The sequence below is a fragment of the Flavobacterium sp. ST-158 genome, assembly GCF_058309975.1.
Map to the genome: position 1 here is coordinate 72317 of NZ_JBZEEN010000009.1, position 19710 is coordinate 92026.

The window sequence follows — 19710 nt, forward strand, 5'->3', positions numbered from 1 at the left end:
AAAAATCATAAAAAATTTTAGTTTATAACAAGAATAAATAAAGCCATGTGTTAATTGAAATTTGTTTTAAATGTATTGAAAACAAATACTTTATCATCTTATTGCTTTAAATTAATATAATATTGGTTTCAGTTATACTAATTTGCATAAGAATAGTATTAGACTGAATTGCAAGTAGTGTGAGAGAATTTAAAACATTCTATTTTACATAATATAAATTATAGTTCAAAAGTATATCTTTATAAAAAAATCCATTTCACAGCATTCTGGTCATTTTATAATTGATTAATTCAATATCATTTCTTTTTTGAATTTGTTCCTTCATTATTTTAAAACCATTTGCTTCAAAAAAACTTTTAGCAGTTATACTTACATCTACCGTTATTATTTTTGTTTCAGAATGATTTATTTCATCTAATAATCTATTGAATAATTGCTGAGCAATTCCTTGTCTCTGAAAATCTTTATCTACAAAAAGTACATCAATATAATTACCATTATCCAAAGATGCAAAACCAACAATTTTCTGATTTTGTTCGGCTACAATAAAAAATTGATTTTCAATTATATTTACCCATCTATTTGTGTTTTTAATTGAAGATTTCCAAGCATCAATTTGAACTGGATTATAATCATTTTGGCAAACAAAAGAAATCGTATCTGCAAATAACTGCTGTATTTCTAATAATTCAGAAATTTGTCCAATTCTAATTTTTAGAGACATTTTTTTTAAAATTTTTATAGAATCCAAATATAATTTATTTAGAGCAATCTATAAGAAAACCGATAAAAAACGACTGTTTTTTATCGGTTCAATGAACTTGAAAATTAATTTATTTTGAGCTTTTATAGGTTATTTTTCCGTACCAAGCTACTACGGCCAAGCAAATTAAAGGTAAAATGAATGAAAAATTCACTTCCGGAATGTATCCAAATAATTTAATATCGGAGAATCCGGTTCCTCCTAAATCTAGAATACAACCTTGTAAAACAGGCATTAGAGCACCACCTACAATAGCCATAACCAATCCAGCTGAACCTAATTTAGCCTCATCTCCCATATTTTTCAATGCAATTCCGTAGATTGTTGGAAACATAATTGACATGAAAATTGAAATAGCGACAAGAGAATACAAACCAGCCATTCCAGGTAAAAATATGGCACCAGCTGAGCAAATTACACCTCCCATACCAAAATACATTAACAATCTTGAAGGACTAATTTTTAACATTAAAGCGGTTCCAATCCATCTACTTACTAAAAAGGAAACCATAGCCGCTACATTATAATAAGTTGCCGTTAAATCTAAACCCAAGCTTTCGTTGATATAATCTACATATTGAAAAATATACGTCCAGCACATAATTTGAGCTCCTACATAAAAAGTTTGCGCAATTACACCACGGATATAATTTTTATTGGCAAATAATTTTCTGAAAGAATCGGACAAAGACATTTTATCCATTTCGGCAGTTTTAGGCATTTTGGTAAACAAAACAACTACCATAATAATTAAAACTAATATTCCTAAACCAATATATGGAATGCTAATAACTCCTAAGTCATTTTCTCTAATTACAGCCAATTCATTAGATGATAACGCACTGTAAGCCGTGGCGGAATAATCATCTGAACGCAAAGCACTCATAACAAATGTTTGTGCAATAAGCATTCCTGATATCGATCCTACGGGATTAAATGCTTGAGCAAAATTCAAACGCTGTGTTGCTGTTTTTGGGTTTCCAAGAGAAAGAATTAACGGATTTGAAATGGTTTCTAAAAACGCTAATCCACAAGTAATGACCCATAAGGAAATTAAAAAATAATTAAATTCTTCGTATTTGGCCGCTGGATAAAACATAAAAGCACCTATTGCATACAGCAAAAGTCCCAATACAATTCCAGATTTATAACTGTATTTTCGGATAAAAAGTGCCGCCGGCAAAGCCATAAAGAAATAGCCAAAATAAAAGGCAAATTGTACTAAAGATGCCTGAACATTAGAAAGTTCGGGCATTACTTTCTTGAATGCTGAAACCATTGGATTAGTCAAATCATTTGCAATGCCCCAAAGAGCAAATAATGAGGTAATAACAATAAAAGGAAGTAGTAAATCCTTCTTAACAATTGGAACATTTTGGGTTGTATTCATTTTTTTGGTAAATAATTGGTTAAAAAATAGTCTTGTTTTATTCGAAACCCTTAAGAAATTCAGTTATTTCAGCTTCAGAAATTACAGGATTTGCTCCTTCGCTTTGTGCAACGATAGCACCAATTGCACTAGCAAAATCAATAGCATGTTGCGGATCATTTCCACTCAAAAGTTTAGTAATCAAGGAAGCCAAGAAAGAATCGCCAGAACCTACCGTATCAACAACATGCACTTTGAATCCCGAATTGCGGTAGAATTTTTTATTGTAATACAAAATTGCACCATGAGCTCCTAAGGTTACACAAATGGTATTAGTATTGGTTTTCTCAGCAATAAATTTGATATTTTGTTCTAATGATTTGATTTCTGAACCCAAATCTTGGCAAATTTCATATAATTCTTCATCGTTGAATTTGATAAAATCAGCAGCTAGCAATAAATCCTGAACATTTTTCTTGGTATAATGCGGTACTCTTAGATTGACGTCAAATATTTTGTATTTGGCTAAAGCCAATAATTCTAATAAGGTCTTTTTAGAAACTGCGTCTCTACAGGACAAACTTCCGTAAACTAGAAAATCTGCTTGTTCTACTATTTTTTTGTTTCCATCAGAAATTTCAATTTTATCCCAAGCTGATGGATATTGAATATCATAGGAAGCATTTCCTTTTTCATTCAAAATCACATTTACTAGACCCGTTGGATAGCCTGATTTTACTTCAACTCCAGTGGTGTTAATACCTAAGTCATTAAGGTAGTTCGTTAGTTTTTCGCCATTAGCGTCCACTCCTACTGCGCTTATCATTGCCACATCTGCACCTAAGGCTTTTAGTCGCGTAGCAACATTAAGCGGCGCTCCACCAATTTTTTTATGTTCTAGAAATACATCAAAAAGGATTTCTCCAAAACAAACTGCTTTCAATTCTGTTTTCATCTTTTCTATTTTTGTATGTGAAAATATATTATAATTAATTGTTTTTGTAGTGTTTACAAACCATTTCTTGCATGAATTTTAAGCTCCCTTTAGCCAAATCTTCCGAGGAATATTTGGAAGGTCTCCACAATGATGTTGGTCCAACTAAAGCTTTAATTTCAGAAGAAAAATTTTCTAAAACCAATGGTCCTTGGTAATTAATTTGGGCTAAAGCTTTGAAAAAATCATCCCAATGTACGTTGCCTTCCCCAGTCATTCCTCTATCCGATTCGGTGAGGTGAATGTGTTTGAGTTTATTCCCTGCATCAATAATAGGTTGGTAAAAATTGGCCTCTTCTATATTAATGTGAAAAGTATCCAAATGCAATCCTAAATTAGGATTTCCAATATTTTTAATCGTTTGTAAAACTTCAGCAGCTGAAGTATAAACGTAACTTTCGTAACGATTTATAGGTTCAATTGCTACAGTTATATTTTGCTTTAAAGCATAACTTGAAACCTCCTGAAGCACTTGTTCTACAATCAATTTTTCGTCAGTAGTACAAGGATTTCCTGTAAAAGTTCCAATAGCCGAATGCAAGACACCACCTAAAAAATCCCCATCCATTTCAGCTACTTTGTCCAATGCCTTTTTAATCGTTTCAGTTGCTTTTTCTGGGTAAAAAGGAATATGGCAATCTGTAGGTAGATTAAAACCGCATCGGCCTAAAATGCCTTGTTCGTTCAATTGTTTTTTTACTGCTTTGGCATCAAAATCTAAAGTGCTTGGCAAATTTATTTCGAGCAAATCAAAACCATATTCCGCTGTTTTTTTGATTGAAAATGCACCGCCATCGGCTGTCCAAGAAGGAATAAATGATAAGATTGAAGTTCCAAAAATGGGCATGATTATTTTGTTTAAATTAAAAAAATTGATTTTAAAAAAGCCACCATTCGGTTCTAACTCCTAAATAAGAACCCCAGCGTTTTTGATTGATTTGCAAAAAAGGAGAATAATTATGGTCTCTGGCGTAATCATTATATCTGGCAACAGTGGCTACTAAACGAATGTGAGGACGACTCCATGGATCTCTTTTTCCTAATGGAACTAAAGTGGGGACTAATGAAAATTTCCACATGCTGGCTTCTGGATTATCACCATCTTTTCTAACGGCATAATGCACTTCCTGAATTAGATGAAACCAATTGGTTACATAGAAAAAATTGCGCACTCCAACCACAAAATCTGTTTTTTGATTGTATAATTGTTTGCCATTATAATAGGTATCTGTATTAGTACTTGATGATCCACCTTTACTTTTGGTAAAAACACCATATCCATTTAGGCTGAATTTGTTAGAGATATTTAATAAAAAGTGTTCAACCATCGAAAACGAATAAGCATTAGTATATTTTCCTTCGGCATCTGGAGCACCATAAGTAGCCCAAGTAAAGGTATTTCCATTGTCGCCACCATTAGCAATTCCGGTACCATAACGCGCTGAAATTTGGTTAAACGAACCAGATTTTACTGTTTTGAAAGGGCTATTGTATTTTATTCCTGCTACCCAACCATTATCCGAAGGATAGTTTTTTGAGGCTTCTTTTGAACTTTTAGAAACATAATGAAATTCTCCTAAAAGCTTTAGCGTTTGATTATTTTTAAAATGAAAACTTTGTTCCCCAATCCAAACCATTCGTTGGCGTATTGCTGGATTGGTTGCACCTGCTACAGTTACTTGATAATTATAAGGATATACTCCAGTAGAATCTGTGGAAGCAGGCATTAACATTGTCAATTCGGTGTTTTTGTACTTTACACCAAAACCCTGAGACGAATGATCGTCAAAATAAAAATAATCACTAATATGAATATCATCATATCTACGAAAACGAGAACCTGCCCAAGCCGACCATTTGCTTCCTAAAATATTGGTGGCTTCTACATAAGCTTCTGGTAATATAAAAGTCAATCCGTTATTAGAACGACTGCTCACATTTCCAACAAATTGTCCGTTAGCCGAATACATTCCTAAACGAACCTGAAAAGTAACATTAGTACTGTCTTTTCCAATAATTTTTGGTGTAAAGTGAATGGCAGGCAATAAATCCAAATAATCCTGTTGTTCCATTCGCCCTCCTAAAGAACCTTGTCCTGATAGGTTTAAAGGTTTCCAATTATTTCCTTCCCCATTTGGCGAAAGCCCAACTCCTATTCTACCAGTTGTTCCTAGTGAAAAATTAGAATTTGTAATTACAACTTGTGCTTGAGTATGTATAACTATGTTGCATATTGCAACAATCCAAATATTTTTTTTGATAATCCAAAAAGGTTTGTTAATCTGATTCGGTTTCATTTTTTGTGGCTTTCTTTGGTTGTTTTTATTAAACGTCAAATTGACGTTTGCTCAACAAATGTATAACTTAATTTTAATTAACCACAAAAAAAAGATATTATTTTTTTAGCATTAATATATTTATAATAAATATATTACGGTATTTAAATTATAAAAATAAGTAGATAACTAAATCATTTGGATTAATATTAGTATAAATTGTATTATTTACGTTTAATATAAAAAACAGCTTAAGGAAATGAAAAACGCATATTAGAATTAAATTGTTAAATTTGTTATCATTACAAAAAACAAGCTAATACTGATTGTTACTGACCAACACTGAAATATGAAAACCGAAATAATTCCAAATTTATCTGTAGACTGTGTGATTTTTGGATTTGATAATGCAAGCAAATCCTTAAATGTTTTATTAATTGAACGTATTTTGAAACTCGAAAATTCTGACAGTCCTATTGTTAATGATTATGTCTTAAAAGGATTTCATACCTACGAAAATGAAACCATAGATGATACAGCTAACAGAGTTCTGAAAGAGTTAACAGGTTTGGATAATTTATATAAAAAACAATTCAAAGTTTTTGGAGATCCCAATCGTTTAAAGAACGAAAAAGACATTGTTTGGGCAGAAAGCGAGCATTTTAGCGAAAGAACAATCACTATAGCTTATTATATTTTGTTACCAACGGATGTAGTTGAAATAGAAAACAAATACAATCCGAAATGGTTTCCTGTAAATCAATTACCTGAATTGGGTTTTGATCATAAAAAAATCATCAACGAAGCCCACGCTGATTTAAAAGAAGATGCCTTATCTAAACCCATTGTTTTTGAATTATTGGCAGATAAATTCACTATTAAAGAGCTACAAGATACTTATGAAGCCATTCTGGGTATTGAAATAGACAACAGGAATTTCAGAAGAAAATTAATTACTAAAAAGTATATCATTGCACTAGATGAAAAACAAGTGGGTGTTTCTAAAAAACCGTCGCAATTGTATATGTTTAGTAAAGATGTGTATCAAAAAATCTATAAAGAGAGTTATTTGATTAGTATTTAGTTTTTTTTGTCACAGATTTTCACTGATTATTTTCCGCAAACTTGTCATTTCAACAAAGGAGAAATAACACATTTAATAAATCACGTTAAAAACACTCTGTTTCGTTTTAAAAGTAAGCAGGTATATGCGATTAGTAATATTGTTTTAAAGCATAACACTGCAATTTAATAAAGTTGGTTGGCCTTATTATTCTAAGTTTTATAGGAAAGTTAAAAATCAAATAAAGTGGAAATTGTATTTTCATCAATTGAATGAGCATAATTTGTTCTAGAATTAGGGGTATTATCTCTATAAATCGTAAGTGTGATTCTTGAATTTTTTAAATCCTCTTTTTTGATGTTGGGAATAGTAAATTTTAAATTTGAAAAGACATAAAAATCTTCTTTAGATTCAAATATTTTGTTGATTATTAATTTTTCTCCAGTGGCTATGATCTCAAATGATTTATCACCCGGAAAATATCTAGATATTGCTATTTGAATTGCATATGCAGAAGAAGTTTTAAATCTATTATGTATTGGGTTAATTTGTATTCCTCCTTTTATAATTTGAATTTTTAATTTATCGGGATAAACATCTACAAAGCCATGACCTGTAGTTGCCAATTGAAAACTGTTAGGTCTAAAATAGAAATCTATTCGTTTTTTTTGATCCACTATTGATTGTTTTACTGAAGATCAATTAATCAATAGCAAACAGCTTGCAATAATAAACACACCTAAAAAAAAATATTGTATTCTGAATAGACTTATTTTAACAATCATTTTTATAGTTATATAATTTAATGTTTTAAAGAAATCATAATATATTAGCTATTCATTTTTTCCGAATACATCATCTCGTTTATTTTGTTAATGTAAACATTTCTAACAATGACTGTACCAGCAATAAAATCATGTGCAGCTCTTTTTCTTTTATTAGTTAGTAAAACGATGAATTCGCTATAAACCCAAATATTACTTGCCCATGCATGTATCATAAATGGTGTTGCAGCAAGTGACATTAAATATTCTGTACGTTTAAGCCAGCTTAAGCTATTAAAAATATTTTCATCTGCTTTTAACAGACTTATAATCATTATAATGACACTAAAAATAGTTAGTCCTAACAAAACAGAATGTCTTAAAATGGCTTCTTTCCAACCAATTGGTTTTCCATCTATTTTTATAATTTTTATACCTACAATTAATTTTCCTGGAGTTCCTCCATATTTCTTTGGTAGATAAATATTATACCAAATTCCAAATAATAAATTCGGTATTATTATATAAAAATACATATTTACTGAAAGTCCGTTTAGGTATAAAACTATAAAAATTAGAGGTAACATAATTATTCCATCTATTAACATAGAGCCTAATCTTACCCAAAATCCAGCGTAAATATCATTATCAATTTCCGGAATTGTAATCGGTATTTGTTTGTCATTCATTTTGTCCATTTTTTGTTTATAGCTGAAGGTTGATTTTAAATTCTTCAGTTAGGGTTAGAAAGTCAGTTATTCTTTTCAAATATAACAATTCTACTCAAAGTAATCTATTTCTTATTACTAAAAATAATAGCAAAAAAAAACCGATACATGAACTGCATCGGTTTCTTTAAGTGTTTAGAAAAAATTATTTTACAATATCTTCTGTTTTTACCTTTTTATCTGGTCTAATAATCATTCGTAATGAATTGTCTTTAGAGAAATAAGCCACCATCCAGTTGTAGAAAGTTTTTACTTTGTTTCTATACGTAATTAACGAAATTAAGTGAATAAACAACCAAATCATCCAAGCAAATGTTCCTTTAAAGTGCATTTTTGGTTTTGGTAAATCTACCACAGCTTTAGCTTTTCCAATGATTGCCATAGAACCTTTATCTACATATTTAAAAGGGACTAAGGCTTTTTGCTTCATAGCATTTTTGAAATTTTTAGCCAAATTAATTCCTTGTTGAATCGCTACTTGTGCTACTTGTGGATGTCCGTTAGGGAAAGCTTCATCATTAAATTGAATACAGGTATCTCCAATTGCAAAGATGTTATTTGTTCCTTCAATTCTATTAAAAGCATCTGTTTTTAAACGTTTTCCCCGACCATAACTATCAGCTGGAAGACCTTTAAAATCACGAGCAGTAACTCCGGCAGCCCAAATTAAATTCTTCGTTTGAATGGTTTCTCCATTAGCAAAATGCACCGTATCATCTACATAATCTACTACGTTGTTATTCAATTTTACAATAACACCTAAGTCAGTAATAGCTTTATAAGTATCTTCTTGAGACTCCTTACTCATCGGGGTTAACAAAGCTGGTGCTCCATCAACCAAATAGATATTACTTGCCGTTGTTCCTAATTCAGGATACTCTTTTAAGAGAATGTTTTTACGCATTTCGGCAAACATTCCTGAAATTTCCACTCCTGTAGGTCCTCCACCAGCAACAACAATTGTTAATAATTTTCTACGTTTACGAATATCCTTCGTAATGGCTGCTTTTTCTAAGTTTTTCAACAGCGTATTACGCATTACAATAGCATCGTTCAATGTTTTCATTGGGATGGCATTTTTTCGTACATTTTCCATTCCAAAATAACTGGTCTCAGCTCCTGTAGCAAACACTAATTGATCGTATTTGAGTTCGCCATTGCTCAAAATCACTTTGTTTTCAGATGGAACAACTTCTATTAATTCTCCTAAACGGAATTGTAAATTCTTTTTTCCAGCAAAAAACTTTCTAAAAGGGTAACTAATACTAGAAGGTTCAAGGTAAGCTGTAGCTACTTGATAGATAAGAGGAGGAAAAAAGTTGTAATTGTTTTTATCCACTAAAGTTACGTGAACTCCATCTTGATTTAATAATTCTTTTGCCAGATTCATTCCTGCAAAACCGCCTCCGATTATTACGATTTCCATATTTTACAATTTTAAAAATAACTTCTTGAGTTAGTTAGCAAAAGAAGTTAGGATTGTTTTTATTTTTTTTGTTTTAGTTTCTTAACTGGTTTTTCAACTACTTGGTTCTTATTTTGTAATAAATGGTTGGCTAGTATTTTTTCAATTAATTCATCCTTGGTTAAATGATGAAATATGGTTTTTATTTTCGTTTTTAATTCAGCATCTACTTCGTGGTTGGGTTTGGTTTTGAAGATTTGTTTGGCCCAAAGCAACGTATTATTATCTTCAATACTAGCCACAGAAGGTTTGGAAAACGGAGTAAATTTGATTCCTAATTCTTTTTCAAAATCAGCAATTTCTATTTCTTCTTCGGCTTGTAAAACAGTTAACGATAAACCGTTTGCTCCTGCTCTAGCCGTTCTACCACTTCTATGAACGTAATTTTCATAAGTATCCGGTAAATGATAATTGACTACATATGCAATTTCTTTTACGTCAATTCCTCTAGCAGCTAAATCCGTAGCCACTAAGATATTGATGTGCCCTTCACGAAATTGCTCCATGATTCGGTCACGAATTCCTTGTGACAAACTTCCGTGCAATGCTCCCGATGAAAAACGATTAATCGCTAAGTTTTTAGCTAATTTATTTACGGCTGCTTTGGTTTTGCAAAAAATAATACCGCGTTGTCCTTCTCTGGAATTCAAAAAATGCATTAAAACATTCAGTTTTTCAATTGGATCTACAACAATGTATTGATGGTCAATTTGTTGATTTCCTGAAGTTTCCATGTTAGCGCTTATTTGCACTACATTTTTATGCAAATAATTTTGAATCAATTGTTTTATGGTTCCAGGCATGGTTGCCGAAAACAAAAACGTACGGTGATTTTTAGGTAATTCAGCAACAATTTCGTCTAAGCTTTCTTTTAGAATGCTTACCATTTCATCGGCTTCATCAAGAACTAAAAATTGTGTTTCTTTTAAGCTAATGGCTTTTCGTTGTAATAAATCAATTAAACGTCCTGGCGTAGCCACTACAACATGTGTGGGACTATTTAATCGTTCTATTTGAGGTTTTATTGGGATTCCACCACAGGTTACGGCGATAGAAACATCTGGTAAATTTTGAGCAAAAGCTTCTAAGTTTTTAAAAACTTGTTGTCCTAATTCTCTCGTAGGAACTAATACAACAGCTTGTACCTGAGGTTTTGAAGCATCAATTAATTGTAAAATTGGTAACCCAAAAGCGGCCGTTTTTCCTGTACCTGTTTTTGCTAATCCAACTAAATCTGTTTGATTGGCTAAAAGTAACGGAATCACTTGTTCTTGAATGGCTGTAGGCACAACAAGATCCAATTCCGTTAAGGATTGTAATAAAGCTGTCGAAATTCCTAAATCTGAGAATTGTTTTGACATTTTTTTGTTTTTATTATTTGTTTGAAAAACAGTTTCCTAGCCCCGATAGCAGCGGCATCCTTAATGTTCTTTCTTTAAGAACATTAAGATAAAGCGTATAGCGGGAAATAGCTCCTTATTTTACTATTCATCTTCGTCTTCATCAGGTTCGTTCATGATTCTCTCACGATACTTCTTCCCTAACAACAATGTTAATTTTTGTTTATAATCATCAACAAGCCATTCGCGGTAGTTTTTACTACACTGGCTCAAACATTTTGCATAACGCTTGATGCGGCATTCTATATCATCATCTAATTCTTTCGCTAATAATTTAGCTTCTTGCAAGGTCTCCGTATTGTAGACACACATTGTTGCGTGCTGATCTAAAGACTTGTCAAGTACTACTTTAGAACGTAAATTTTGCTTAATAGCTAGTTTATGCTCTTCGTCAACATCAAAAGTTACATCTTCTGTATTAGGAAACTTAGCTCTCAACTCCGGTGGCATGGTGTATTTAAAATACATCTCAATTTCGGCATCGTCTCGTAAGTTTTCTAAATAGAATTCCGGCGATTTAAAGATGTGTTGCCAGTTTACAGGCTCACTCCATAATCCAAAACGAGCGGCATTATTTCCTAAATCAATAACGGTAAATTCGTCTTTATTAGGTAATTTTCTAGAACCACGACCAATCATTTGGTAATATAAAGTCAATGATTTTGTAGCACGGTTAAGAATAATGGTTTCTACTGTAGGCTCATCAAATCCAGTAGTTAAGATTCCTACTGAAGTTAAAATAGCATCTGGTGTATGCTTGAACCAATGCAAAATTTCTTTTCTTTCCTCGTTGCTACTTGTATTATCTAAGTGACGGATTTCGTAACCTGCTTCTCTAAAAGTTTCATATACATATAAAGAAGTGTTGATTCCGTTGTTGAAAATCAAGGTTTTCTTTCCTAAAGATCTTTCTGTATAGGCATGTAATAATTTTTCTTGCATTAAGGTATTGGTATACAAATCATCAGATGATTTTACGGTATAATCACCATTAATACCCACTTTTAATGAAGTCAAACCTACATCATAGCTATAGGTTGTGGCTTTTGCCAAGAATCCTTTTTCTATTAAAGAACCAATGGTATCCCCAACGATTAACTCGTTGTAACTTTGATTCATAGGCAATTTAATATTAGAACTTAAAGGCGTAGCTGTAACTCCTAATATAAAAGCGTTTGTAAAAGAATTTAATAATTTTCTAAATGAATTATAATGCGCTTCGTCAATAATAACTAAACCAATATTATCCAATAGTAATTTTTCGTCATTGATACGGTTTTTAAGGGTTTCTACCATAGCCACAAAACAAGAATAATCGTTTTGATCTGGTAAATCTTTTACTTTACTATTGATAATTTTATTTTTAACACCAAAACCTTTTAACATCCTAGAAGTTTGCTTGCATAACTCAATTCTATGAGTTAAAACAACAACTTTTTTATTGTGTTTGGATAGGTAACGGCGAACAATTTCTGAGAATATAACTGTTTTTCCACCTCCTGTAGGCAATTGATACAGTAAGTGATGTTGTGCAGGTCCATTATCGATGCGCTCAAAAATGGCATCGATATCGCCTTGCTGGTAGGCATAAAGTTCTTTTTTTTCTTCCTTTTCTGTTTCTATCGTACTTTCGAACATTGCTTTTTGTTGAATTTTTGCAAAAATACGGTTTAAAAACAGTTATCCTGTTATATTTAATTTAAATTATTAACTTAATTTGAAATAATTTGATTTACAAGCCTCTTATTCGTTAAAACGTTCTACAATTTGCAAGAAATCACGTTTATTTTTCCATTTTTGCTCAACAGTTTCTTGATAAATCCCTTCTATTCTACTTTTAAATTCGCTCAAAATGCCATTTGCTATGGTAAAATGGACTGCTTGATCAAAAGAATTGAGCATACTTTTGTAAAAAGCTTCCTGATTGATGTTATTTTCAGACGAAAAAGTTTGCGCAATTTCAATAGTGTACAACATTACATCAGCAATTACAAATGGATCTACGCCAAGGGTAATAAAATGTTTGATATATTTTTGAGCTACCGATCGACGCATTTTAGGTTTTTTTCGCTTTCCAGTGTTGGAAATAGGAAAATATTCATTAGAGATTTTCAATTTGGCTTCTTGCAGTCGTTTTTCTTCCTTGGGATTGAAGACAAAATCATAATATTCCTTAACAATACTGAATTTTTCATACAGTTCTATAAGTTGCTCCTGAAGTTGCTCTTTGTCCAGTTCTCCCAAATACTTTTTTAAATCTCTTTTACTCATTATGAAAATTTTAGGATTACAAAAGTAAATTACTTTGGGGTTTAATACCTATAAAACGAATCATATTACTTAATTTTGACATAAAACAATAATAAAATATTATGCTTAAGATTTTTAAAATTACTGCCATCCTTGAAGGGATATCCTATTTAGTGCTTTTCTCTAATATGCTTTTTATTAAACCCAATAATTTTGAATTGTATCATAAATTATTATACCCTATCGGAATGAGTCATGGAGTCTTGTTTATAGGTTATATTGTTTTAGCTTTTTTATTAAAAACCTCCCAGCAATGGAGTATTAAAGATTTTGGAATTATCTTAATTGCTTCATTATTACCTTTTGGTACTTTTTATGTAGAAAAAAAATACTGCTAAATGTACGTTTTACTAAAACAACTATTTTCATTTCTATACCCTGTTTTTAGAAAATGGGGATTCAATTATACGTTAGCCTCTTACTCTAGTTTGATATTAAATATTGTTATTCTTTGTTTATTATCCTATCTAATTTACGAGGCTTGTAAACAGATTTTAGTTGGTTTAATGATTGTTGTTGCCAGAAAAACTAAAACTCAATTTGATGATTTATTGGTTTCTAATAAAACAGCTAAGTACATTGCACATTTAATACCGGTATTATTTATCTACAAATCGGTACCTATTATTCTAGACCGATATGAATATTGGGATGGTATTTTTGGGAAATTAGTAGGGATTTATATTGTTATTCTAGTGCTCTGGATTATCCGAACTGTTTTTAATGCATTACGTGATTATCTCAAACAAAAACCACGTTATAGCGATAAGCCTATTGATAGCTTTATTCAAGTTATCATGATCGTACTTTGGTTGGTTGGGATTACTATTCTAGTTTCTAAATTATTCAATATTGATTTCAATAATATGTTTACCACTTTAGGAGCGGTATCAGCACTTATTATTTTAATCTTTAGAGATATTATTTTAGGTTTTGTTGCCAGTGTTCAGGTGGCTATCAATGATATGATTCGAATTGGCGATTGGATTACCATTGACAAATTTGGTGCCGATGGAGATGTTATTGAAATCAATTTAACTACTGTAAAAGTCCGTAATTTTGACAACACCACTACAACTATACCTACTTATAGTTTGAGTTCCGATTCGTTTCAAAACTGGCGTGGCATGCTAAAATCTAACGGACGACGCATAAAAAGACATATTTTAATTAAAACCAATAGCATACGTTTTTTAACAGAAGCTGAATTAGACGAATTGAAAAAAATTAACCTAATAAGCGATTATATTACAACGCGAAAAGCTGAAATTAACAAATACAATACTGATAAAAAAATTGATAAAACCATTGCTATTAATGGTCGAAATATGACCAATTTAGGATTGTTTAGAAAATACATCATTCAGTATCTTCGCAATCATCCTGCTATTAATCAAGATATGCCGTTAATGTGCCGTCAATTGCAATCTACTGCCGAAGGTGTTCCTATGGAGATTTACACTTTTACCACAGATAAGAGATGGGAAAATCACGAATACGTAATGTCGGATATTTTTGATCATGTTATTTCGGCTGTACCTTATTTTGATCTAAAGTTATTCGAATTTCCTTCTGAAAATGTTTTTATAAAAAAGTAAAAAACAATTTATCTATAATATAGAATAAGCCACAAATTCACGAATTATAAAATTTGTGAATTTGTGGCTTATCAAATTTGAAATTAAATATTACATCCTGTTTTTTACAAATTCGATTTCTGTTTTCCCATGTGCTTTGGGTTTTCCATCTTCTCCTAAATTTACCATTACCGTTTTATCAATAGTAATAATGGTTTCGCGAGTCATCATATTGCGAACTTCGCATTCTAAAGTGATGGAAGTGTGACCAAAACGAACGACATCAATACCTATTTCTATAACATCTCCTTGTTTAGCCGAACTGGTAAAGTTAATTTCAGACATATATTTAGTGACTACCTTTGAATTTTCAAATTGAATAATGGTATACAAAGCCAACTCTTCATCAATCCAAGACAATAGTTTTCCACCAAACAAAGTTCCGTTAGGATTCAAATCTTCGGGTTTTACCCATTTTCTAGTGTGAAATCGCATAATTTTAAATTATTTATGCTAAAATAAGACTTCCTTGAGGATTTTTTTCCTATTTTTAAGAAAAAAAGATGAGCCAAAGAGATAGTTTTTTAAGTGAATTCAGAGGTGCTCCTATAGGAAGTGTAAGTACTCAATCTTCAGCCGATGAAATTTTTCAAAATGAAGTTTTGAGACCTATCCTAAAACTACAAAATGATTTGTTTATCGCTTCATTTCATAACTATATAAGCAAGTACAAACGTGATTTTTATTCTCTTAGCGTAGAAAAAAAATTAGCTACGATAGAAAATGCAATTCAAAAAGATATCAAGTTTAGAAATGCTTTAAAGGGAATGATAATTGCTTTGTTTACGGTAGATGAATATTTGCAATATATTAAAAACTCTTCTAGTTTAAATAAACGAATGATGAATATGCTTATTGAGAGGCTAAAAAATCAAGTTCAATTATTTGAAAAAAGTCTTGCTGAATAAAACAGTAAAATCTTTAAAATACAATCCCAAATCCTCTAAAAATTAATTTTGATTTCAATTTCAGATTAATTTTATAAAGAGTGAGTGTTTTATTGCCTAAGCTTTGTCGTTTTTATTCTACATACCTACTCCAAGTTCTTTATTTGTGTTAAGAAATTGTTTCAAAACAGCCTGTTTTAGAGCAAAAAAATAAATTATGTTCAACAACATTAAAGAGAGTGTTGTTTAATCGTTAAAAGTAAAATACTACATCCTGTTTCTGATTTTAGTATCGTTTATTTCACTATAATTGTTTAAAAGTATTATTGATGAAAGAGAACTATTTAAAGTGGTATTCGCCTAATTTGAGTAGAGATACTGAAATGCTCATTTTTGGACATTCAGGCTACCCTGTGGTTTTATTCCCTACTTCTATGGGAAGTTTTCATGAGAACAAAGACATGGGATTAATCGAATCGGCAAGATGGTATCTCGAACAAGGGTTAATACAAATTTATTGTCCTGATAGTATTGATAAGGATAGTTTTTACAACAAACAAATTCATCCTGTACATCGCATAGAAAATCACGACTGGTATGATAAAATGATTTGTCACGAAATAGTAGAAAAAATACGCCATAACACAACTGCAGGAAAAGTAGTTATAGCAGGTTGCAGTTTTGGTGGTTACCATGCAGCAAATTTTGCCTTTAGACATCCGGGATATGTCAGCCATTTGTTTAGTATGAGTGGAATTTTCAACATCAAAAGTTACTTGAATGGATTTCATAATGACACTGTTTTTTATCACAGTCCGGAGGATTATTTACAAGGCTTGAACGATTACGAATTATGGAATATGAATATTGCTCTGGGAACTTCTAATTGGGATATTTGTTTGGATGCCAATTTAAAAATGAGTAAAATTTTAGCTGCAAAAAATATGGATCACTGGTTGGATATTCGTCAAGATAAAGTGCACGACTGGCCTTTATGGAAAGAAATGTTTCCGCATTATTTATCCCGAATAAAATTTAGCTAAACTAACTACCAACATTATTTAATTATAAAGTATTAAACAAATAATAAACATGAAAAAAATCGGAATCTTATTTGGAATGGAAGACACCTTTCCTCAGGCTTTTATCGACAGAGTAAATTCAAAAAACGAAAAAGATATTATTGCTGAAGCGGTTTCTATTGATAAGGTTATCCAAAACAAAGGTGGTGAATATGCAGTTATTATTGATAGAATTTCACAAGATGTTCCTTTTTACCGTGCTTTTCTTAAAAATGTCGCTTTAACAGGAACCAATGTGATAAACAACCCTTTCTGGTGGAGTGCCGATGATAAGTTTTTTAATAACGCATTAGCTGATACTTTAGGAGTTCCGCTGCCTAATACGGTAATTCTTCCTTCGGCTGAACACCCTACAGACACTACTTCTAATTCATTTAGAAATTTGAAATTTCCATTAGATTGGGAAGGTATTTTTGAATATGTAAAATTCCCAGCCTATATGAAACCTTATGCCGGTGGAGGTTGGAAAAACGTCTATCGACTTGAAAGCAAAGAAGAATTTTGGGAAAAGCATAAAGAAACAGGACAATTAGTTATGTTGTTGCAGGAAGAAATTGTTTTTACCGAATATTTTAGAGTATATTGTTTAGGGTGTAAGGCCGTAAAAATCATGCAATACGAACCTAGAAATCAACCGCATTTACGATATGTTCATGACGGTCCTCCAGTAAATAAAAAATTACTAGCTACAATCAAAGATTATACGATTCGACTTTGCAAAGGTTTAGGCTATGATTTCAACACCGTAGAATTTGCGGTTCGTGACGGAATCCCTTATGCTATTGATTTTGGCAATCCTGCTCCTGATGCAGATATTAATTCTGTAGGTGCTGAAAATTTTGAGTGGGTTGTTGAAGAAGCCGCAAAAATGGCAATTGCAGCAGCCAAAAAACAAAAACCAGGAAAAATAAACCTGACCTGGGGAACATTTATGAAAGATGCTATTGGATTAAAATAATGTATTTCGAATTATTTAAATGAAAAAATTACCAGTTTTTACTCTTGGTATAGAAGAAGAATACCAAATTATAGATCCCGAAACCAGAGATCTACGCTCCCATTTATCCAAAATTGTTGATGGAGCCAAAATACTATTGAACGAACAAGTAAAAGCAGAAATGCATCAGTCGGTGGTAGAAGTCGGAACCAATATTTGCAAAAATGTTAAAGATGCCGAATGTGAAATTAAATTTTTAAGGACTAAAATTGTTGAATTAGCCCATAAACAAGGCTTAATTGTTGGAGGTGCCGGAACACATCCTTTTTCAAAATGGCAAGACCAACCCATAACTGACGATCCTCGTTATCATACTATAATTAATGAATTACAGGATGCTGCTCGTTCCAATTTGATTTTTGGAATGCATTGTCATGTAGGTATTGAAAGTCGCGAAATAGGTTTAAAGTTAATTAATCAGGCTTGTTATTTTTTACCACACATCTTTGCCCTGTCAACCAATTCCCCTTTTTGGGAAGGAAGACAAACTGGTTATAAATCCTTTAGAACAAAAGTATTTGATAAATTTCCAAGAACAGGTTTACCGGAATATTTTGATTCTGTTGCCTCTTATGATAATTTTTTAGAAACATTAGTTAAAACCAAATGTATCGATAATCCAAAGAAAATTTGGTGGGACTTACGCTTACATCCTTTTTATAACACTATTGAATTTCGCATTTGCGACATGGCATTAACAGTTGAAGAAACTATGTGTATCGTATCTGTTATTCAATCCCTTGTGGCTAAATTATACCGATTGAATACTCAAAATTTAAAATTCAACACCTACCGTTTGGCTTTAATTAAAGAAAATAAATTTAGAGCTGCGCGATACGGTCTGGAAGGAAGTTTAATCGATTTTGGGTTGCAAAAAGAAGTAGAAACCAAGAAACTGATTTTAGAATTATTGGATTTTATAGATGATGTTGTTGATGAATTAGGAAGCAGAGAATATCTAAACTATGCACAAGAAATTTTGAAAAATGGAACCGGAGCCGATAAACAATTAGCTGTTTTTGAAAAAACGAAAGACTTAACTAAAGTAGTAGATTTTATTACATCAGAATTTACTAAAGACTTATAAATTAAATTATTAGCGTATCTTTGAGCGGTAATTATAAGGATTGATCAAATGAAAAAGAAAAACATAACTGTCGCAATATTAGACATGTATAATGGTCAACCCAATCAGGGAATGCGTTGTATAATTGATATTCTCAATCGGTTTTCTCCATTTGTTTGTTTCAAGATTTTTGATGTAAGAGTAAAATGCGAATTACCTGAAATTGAAAAATTTGATATTTATATTTCTACTGGTGGACCAGGAAATCCTCTGGAAGGCAATGGAGAATGGGATAAAAAATATTATGAGTTTATTGATTCTATCGTAAAATGGAATAATGAAAATCCTATAAAAAAACACGTATTATTTATTTGCCATTCGTATCAAATGGCTTGTAAGCATTTTGGATTAGCCGAAATAACCAAAAGAAATGATACTTCTTTTGGTGTAATGAGTATTCACAAAACCAAAGATGGTCTCAAAGATTTGTTATTTGAAGGCTTAGACGATCCTTTCTACGCTATTGATTCCAGAGATTATCAAGTCATTCAACCTAAATTAAGTGTGTTTGCCAAAAAAGGAGCCAAAATACTTTCTTTGGAAAAAATACGTGATCATGTACAATATGAAAGAGCAATCATGGCCGTTCGTTTTACAGATCATTTAGTGGGTACACAGTTTCATCCCGAAGCCGATCCAATTAGTTTTATTTCACAATTAAGAAATAAAGAAGTTAAAGAAAAAATTAGAAAAATGAAGGGCAAAAGAAAGTTTAGAAACATGCTGGAAGATTTGGTTGACGATGATAAAATTTATCGTACCAATGAAACTTTGATCCCAAATTTTCTTCGTTCAGCCATTACCGACTTGATGAAGTCTAAAAAAATTATGTCTAATTAGAAAAATCTA

At 31.5% G+C, this 19710-nt stretch carries 20 protein-coding genes; 8 read left to right on the forward strand and 12 right to left on the reverse strand.

From position 1 onward, the window contains the following. Window positions 1–256: 256 nt before the first annotated feature. The 5 genes from AC4FRF_RS13895 to AC4FRF_RS13915 form a co-directional block, all read right to left on the reverse strand. Entirely contained in the window at window positions 257–724 is a 468-nt protein-coding gene (locus tag AC4FRF_RS13895; protein ID WP_491160226.1) for a GNAT family N-acetyltransferase, read from the reverse strand. A 109-nt stretch (window positions 725–833) separates the two neighbouring features. Further along, entirely contained in the window at window positions 834–2153 is a 1320-nt protein-coding gene (fucP, locus tag AC4FRF_RS13900) for an L-fucose:H+ symporter permease (protein ID WP_491160227.1), read from the reverse strand. A 37-nt stretch (window positions 2154–2190) separates the two neighbouring features. Beyond that, window positions 2191–3087: a carbohydrate kinase family protein gene (locus AC4FRF_RS13905; RefSeq protein WP_491160228.1), complete on the reverse strand. Its 897-nt coding sequence runs from the start codon at window positions 3085–3087 to the stop codon at window positions 2191–2193. A 34-nt stretch (window positions 3088–3121) separates the two neighbouring features. Then, entirely contained in the window at window positions 3122–3973 is an 852-nt protein-coding gene (locus AC4FRF_RS13910; protein WP_491160230.1) for a sugar phosphate isomerase/epimerase family protein, read from the reverse strand. Between the two features lie 31 nt (window positions 3974–4004). Next, window positions 4005–5423: a carbohydrate porin gene (locus tag AC4FRF_RS13915; RefSeq protein ID WP_491160232.1), complete on the reverse strand. Its 1419-nt coding sequence runs from the start codon at window positions 5421–5423 to the stop codon at window positions 4005–4007. Between the two features lie 328 nt (window positions 5424–5751). Here AC4FRF_RS13915 and AC4FRF_RS13920 point away from each other — a divergent pair, with 328 nt between their 5' ends. After that, on the forward strand, window positions 5752–6486 hold the full coding sequence (locus tag AC4FRF_RS13920; RefSeq protein ID WP_491160234.1) for an NUDIX hydrolase: 735 nt from the start codon (window positions 5752–5754) through the stop codon (window positions 6484–6486). A gap of 209 nt (window positions 6487–6695) precedes the next feature. Here the strand turns inward: AC4FRF_RS13920 and AC4FRF_RS13925 are convergent, their stop codons facing one another. The 6 genes from AC4FRF_RS13925 to AC4FRF_RS13950 all read right to left on the reverse strand — a co-directional run bounded on the left by AC4FRF_RS13925 (window position 6696) and on the right by AC4FRF_RS13950 (window position 13093). Beyond that, a complete protein-coding gene (locus AC4FRF_RS13925; RefSeq protein WP_491160236.1) occupies window positions 6696–7091 on the reverse strand; it encodes a hypothetical protein in 396 nt (131 codons plus the stop codon). A gap of 203 nt (window positions 7092–7294) precedes the next feature. Beyond that, entirely contained in the window at window positions 7295–7918 is a 624-nt protein-coding gene (locus AC4FRF_RS13930) for an RDD family protein (RefSeq protein WP_491160238.1), read from the reverse strand. A 184-nt stretch (window positions 7919–8102) separates the two neighbouring features. Then, window positions 8103–9383 carry an NAD(P)/FAD-dependent oxidoreductase gene (locus AC4FRF_RS13935; RefSeq protein ID WP_491160240.1) on the reverse strand — a complete coding sequence of 427 codons (1281 nt, stop codon included), beginning with the start codon at window positions 9381–9383 and terminating at the stop codon, window positions 8103–8105. Window positions 9384–9442: 59 nt separating this feature from the next. Further along, entirely contained in the window at window positions 9443–10783 is a 1341-nt protein-coding gene (locus AC4FRF_RS13940) for a DEAD/DEAH box helicase (RefSeq protein WP_491160242.1), read from the reverse strand. A gap of 123 nt (window positions 10784–10906) precedes the next feature. Beyond that, complete coding sequence (locus AC4FRF_RS13945; RefSeq protein WP_491160244.1) at window positions 10907–12460, reverse strand: DEAD/DEAH box helicase; 1554 nt, start codon at window positions 12458–12460, stop codon at window positions 10907–10909. A 105-nt stretch (window positions 12461–12565) separates the two neighbouring features. Next, on the reverse strand, window positions 12566–13093 hold the full coding sequence (locus AC4FRF_RS13950) for a DUF6155 family protein (RefSeq protein ID WP_491160246.1): 528 nt from the start codon (window positions 13091–13093) through the stop codon (window positions 12566–12568). 101 nt (window positions 13094–13194) lie between these two features. Here AC4FRF_RS13950 and AC4FRF_RS13955 point away from each other — a divergent pair, with 101 nt between their 5' ends. Next, the gene (locus tag AC4FRF_RS13955) at window positions 13195–13470 is read left to right on the forward strand and encodes a DUF3817 domain-containing protein (RefSeq protein ID WP_491160248.1); all 276 of its coding nucleotides are present in this window, start codon (window positions 13195–13197) and stop codon (window positions 13468–13470) included. Continuing rightward, the gene (locus AC4FRF_RS13960; RefSeq protein WP_491160250.1) at window positions 13471–14730 is read left to right on the forward strand and encodes a mechanosensitive ion channel family protein; all 1260 of its coding nucleotides are present in this window, start codon (window positions 13471–13473) and stop codon (window positions 14728–14730) included. Between the two features lie 90 nt (window positions 14731–14820). Here the strand turns inward: AC4FRF_RS13960 and AC4FRF_RS13965 are convergent, their stop codons facing one another. Beyond that, entirely contained in the window at window positions 14821–15204 is a 384-nt protein-coding gene (locus AC4FRF_RS13965) for an acyl-CoA thioesterase (protein WP_491160252.1), read from the reverse strand. Window positions 15205–15272: 68 nt separating this feature from the next. On the opposite strand from AC4FRF_RS13965, the gene AC4FRF_RS13970 reads away from it, so the two are divergent. From AC4FRF_RS13970 to AC4FRF_RS13990, 5 genes are all read left to right on the forward strand, one after another. After that, window positions 15273–15677 (forward strand): glyoxalase, encoded by a 405-nt coding sequence (locus AC4FRF_RS13970; RefSeq protein WP_491160254.1) that lies wholly within the window; start codon window positions 15273–15275, stop codon window positions 15675–15677. Window positions 15678–15985: 308 nt separating this feature from the next. Continuing rightward, entirely contained in the window at window positions 15986–16699 is a 714-nt protein-coding gene (locus tag AC4FRF_RS13975; RefSeq protein ID WP_491160255.1) for an alpha/beta fold hydrolase, read from the forward strand. A 49-nt stretch (window positions 16700–16748) separates the two neighbouring features. Beyond that, entirely contained in the window at window positions 16749–17696 is a 948-nt protein-coding gene (locus AC4FRF_RS13980) for an ATP-grasp domain-containing protein (protein WP_491160257.1), read from the forward strand. Between the two features lie 19 nt (window positions 17697–17715). Next, entirely contained in the window at window positions 17716–18822 is a 1107-nt protein-coding gene (locus tag AC4FRF_RS13985) for a carboxylate-amine ligase (RefSeq protein ID WP_491160259.1), read from the forward strand. A 48-nt stretch (window positions 18823–18870) separates the two neighbouring features. Beyond that, the gene (locus AC4FRF_RS13990) at window positions 18871–19701 is read left to right on the forward strand and encodes a type 1 glutamine amidotransferase (protein WP_491160261.1); all 831 of its coding nucleotides are present in this window, start codon (window positions 18871–18873) and stop codon (window positions 19699–19701) included. The last annotated feature ends 9 nt before the right edge of the window (window positions 19702–19710 follow it).